At 68.0% G+C, this 3,818-nt stretch carries 2 protein-coding genes; both read right to left on the bottom strand.

The window, feature by feature from the left end; all coding sequences use genetic code 11:
- A partial coding sequence (locus tag MQH10_RS26145) for a DEAD/DEAH box helicase (protein ID WP_242566896.1) occupies window positions 1-1,234 on the bottom strand: 1,234 nt, incomplete at its 3' end.
- A gap of 189 nt (window positions 1,235-1,423) precedes the next feature.
- The gene (parE, locus tag MQH10_RS26140) at window positions 1,424-3,469 is read right to left on the bottom strand and encodes a DNA topoisomerase IV subunit B (RefSeq protein ID WP_242566895.1); all 2,046 of its coding nucleotides are present in this window, start codon (window positions 3,467-3,469) and stop codon (window positions 1,424-1,426) included.
- Window positions 3,470-3,818: the final 349 nt, after the last annotated feature.

The following is a 3,818-nucleotide window of genomic DNA, read 5'->3' as shown; positions in this document are numbered from 1 at the left end:
CGCCACGGCCGCGGCTGCGGCCACCGGCGCGGTCGCCGCCGCGCTCGCGGCCGCCCTTGCGGTCGTCGCGGCGCTCGTCCTTGATCGCCGCGAAGTCGACGCCTTCCAGCACCACTTCCTGCGGGGTGGAGCCGATCAGCTTGATCACCTTGTCGATGTTCTTCGCATCGGCCGGGGTGACGATCATGTAGGTCTTGCCGAGCTTGCCCGCCCGGCCGGTGCGGCCGATCCGGTGGACATAGTCGTCGGCGTGGTGCGGCACGTCGTAATTGAAGACGTGGCTCACGTCCGGAACGTCCAGGCCGCGAGCGGCGACGTCGGAGGCGCAGAGCAGCTTGAGCTCCCCCTTGCGGAAGGCTTCCAGCGTGCGCATCCGGGTCTGCTGGTCCAGGTCCCCGTGGATCGGCGCGGCGTCGAAGCCGTGCGTCTTCAGGGACTTGGCCACGATGTCCACTTCCGACTTGCGGTTGCAGAACACGATGCCGTTGCGGACGTCGTCGGCGCCGATCAGCATGCGCAGCGCGGTGCGCTTGGCCTTGGGATCGGAGGTCGGCAGCCGCACGATGTGCTGGGTGATGGTGGTGGCGGTGGTGGCCGGCCGGGTCGCCTCGATCCGCACCGGATCATTGAGGAACTGCTTGGTCAGCCGGGTGATCTCGGGCGGCATGGTCGCCGAGAAGAACAGGGTCTGCTTCTTGGCGGGCGTCAGCTTGAAGATGCGTTCGATGTCGGGGATGAACCCCATGTCGAGCATCCGGTCGGCCTCGTCGACCACCAGGATCTGCACCCCGGTCAAGAGCAGCTTGCCGCGTTCGAAATGGTCCAGCAGACGGCCAGGCGTGGCGATCAACACGTCGACCCCGCGGTCGAGCTTGAGCTCCTGGTCGGAGAAGGAGACCCCGCCGATCAGCAGGGCCCAGGACAGCTTCTGCTTCTGCCCCTTGGAATATTTCTCGAAGGACGAGGCGACCTGGTCGGCCAGTTCGCGCGTCGGCGCGATCACCAGCGAGCGCGGCATGCGCGCCTTGGACCGGCCGGCGGCCAGTCGGTCGATCATCGGAAGGGTGAAGGCCGCAGTCTTGCCGGTGCCGGTCTGGGCGATGCCCAGCACGTCCTTGCCGGCCAGAGCGACCGGAATGGCCTGTTCCTGAATAGGTGTAGCGGTCGTGTAGCCGGTGTCGGCCACGGCCTGAAGAGTCGCGGGCGAAAGGCCCAGTTCTGAAAATTCTGTCATCAAGCGCTAATGGGGGGCGGCGGTTCGCCCATGAGGGCTCGCCAACCGCGGCGGCGCGAACGGCGATCGTCACGCGCGGCGGAAGATAGGGGCTGGGGATATCAAGTCAACGCGTTAGAGAATCTAGTTGTTCGCCCGGCCCGGCTGCGGCCCTCGCAAGCTGTCGTCGCCTCGCGATTGGGCGTTCAACTAGACGTCCAGGTCGGCCACCGCGAATTCGGCGTTTTCCTGGATGAAGCGGAAACGCAGTTCCGGTTTGCGGCCCATCAGGGTTTCGACCAGATCCTGCACCAGCTCTTCGGCCCGCGGCAGGGTGACCCGCGCGAGCGTCCGCTTGGCCGGATCCATGGTGGTTTCCTTCAACTGGGCCGGCATCATCTCGCCAAGACCCTTGAACCGCCCGATCTCCGGCTTCTTGCCCTTGAACTCGGTGGCCAGCAGCTCGTCGCGATGGACCTCGTCGCGGGCGTACATGCTCTTGCCGCCATGGCTGATCCGATAGAGCGGGGGCAGGGCCAGATAGAGCCGCCCGGCCCGGATCAGGTCGGGCATGGTGCGGTAGAAGAAGGTGATCAGGAGGCTCGCGATGTGCGCCCCGTCCACGTCGGCGTCGGTCATGATGACCACACGCTCATAGCGCAGGTCCTCTTCCTTGAACTTCGACCCGCCCTGGACGCCCAGCGCCAGCATCAGGTCGGCCAGTTCCTTGTTGCCGCCGGTCTTGTCGGTCGAGGCGGAGGCCACGTTCAGGATCTTGCCGCGCAGGGGCAGGATCGCCTGGGTCTTGCGGTTGCGGGCCTGCTTGGCCGAGCCGCCGGCGGAATCGCCCTCGACCAGGAAGATCTCGGCCCCGTCGATGGCGTTGCCGGAACAGTCGGCCAGCTTGCCGGGCAGGCGCAGCTTGCGGGTCGCCGAGGCGCGGGCGACCTCCTTGTCCTTCCGGCGCTTCAGCCGCTCCTCGGCCCGTTCAATCACGAAGGCGAGCAGGGCGCTGGCCGACTTCGGCTGGGCGGTCAGCCAGTGGTCGAAGGGGTCGCGCAGGGCGGCTTCCACCAGGCGCTGGGCGTCGGCGCTGGACAGCCGCTCCTTGGTCTGGCCCTGGAATTCGGGGTTGGCGATGAACACGCTGACCAGGGCGCCGGCCTGGGCGATGACGTCCTCGGCCGTGATCAGCCCGCCGCGCTTCTCGCCCGAGAGCTCGGCATAGGCCTTAAGCCCGCGGGTGAGGGCCGCGCGCAGGCCGGCCTCGTGCGTTCCGCCCTCAGGCGTCGGTACGGTGTTGCAGTAGGACTGCATGAAGCCGTCGGCCTCGCCGAACCCGGCCGGCGTCCAGGTGACCGCCCATTCGACCTTGCCGGCCTCGCCCTTGCGCTCGAAGCGGCCGGCGAAGGGCTCGGGGGTGACGGTCTCGATGTCCTTGACCCGTTCGGCCAGGAAGTCGGCCAGGCCGTTGGGAAAGCGGAAGGTGGCCTCGGGCGGGGTCTGGTCATGGATCCGGGCCGGATCGCACTTCCAGCGGATCTCGACGCCCCCGAACAGATAGGCCTTGGAGCGGGCCATGCGGTAGAGCCGGGCCGGCTTGAAGGCCACGCCCTCGCCGAAGATGATGGGGTCGGGGATGAAGCTGATGGCCGTGCCGTGCTTCTTGGACGGGCCCAGCTTCTCGATGCCGCCGATCGGCTTGCCGCGGGTGAAGGATTGGCGCCACTCGAACCCGTCCTTCCAGGCCGTGACCTCGACATGCTCGGACAGCGCATTGACCACCGAGACGCCGACGCCGTGCAGGCCGCCCGAGGTCTCATAGGCCTTGCCGGAGAATTTCCCGCCGGAGTGCAGGACGGTCATGATGACCTCCAGCGCCGACTTGCCCGGGTGCTTGGGGTGCGGGTCGACGGGGATGCCGCGGCCGTCGTCCTTGACCGTCAGGCGGCCGTCGGCGTCGAGGCTGACCTCGATCAGCTTGGCGTGGCCGGCGACGGCCTCGTCCATGGCGTTGTCCAGCACCTCGGCGAACAGGTGGTGCAGGGCGCGCTCGTCGGTGCCGCCGATGTACATGCCCGGCCGCTTGCGGACAGGCTCCAGCCCCTCCAGGACCTCGATGTCCTTGGCGGAATAGCCGCCGGTCCTGGGCGCGGCGGCCTCGACCACGGGCTCATGCGCCTCCGCCAAGGGCGCGACCGGGGCGGGGTTCAGGGCGGTGTCGAACAGGGAAGCTTGGGGAGGGGCCTTGGACATGGCTGGAAAATGCGTCGATTCGGGGGGCTCTCGTATGAGACCAACCGCCCGCCCGCCGCAAGGGCGCTGATCGAACAGTCCCCGGTCATGTCGAGCCATGGCGGGGGTTGATCGAACATCAGCCAGCCTCATCAAGAAGGCGGCAGAACGCGCCGACCGCGCCTTCGCAACCCCACGTCGCGTTGACACTGCTTGCCCCGGCTGCAAGCGCTGCTGTGGGGTTCGTCAGGAGTGTGTCGATGTTTCGCGGGTTGTTCGTTCTGGCGGCCGCCATGGTCCTGACCTCCCCAGCGTCGCGCGCCGCCGGCCCCGCCTCACGCACGGAGGTCTAGTGGGCGCTGCCCGAGCA

Origin of the sequence: Phenylobacterium aquaticum (assembly GCF_022695515.1) — a bacterium.
Lineage (GTDB): Bacteria > Pseudomonadota > Alphaproteobacteria > Caulobacterales > Caulobacteraceae > Phenylobacterium > Phenylobacterium aquaticum.
The sequence above is the reverse complement of the archived record's forward strand: the minus strand, read 5'-3'. Positions and strand labels throughout refer to the sequence as shown.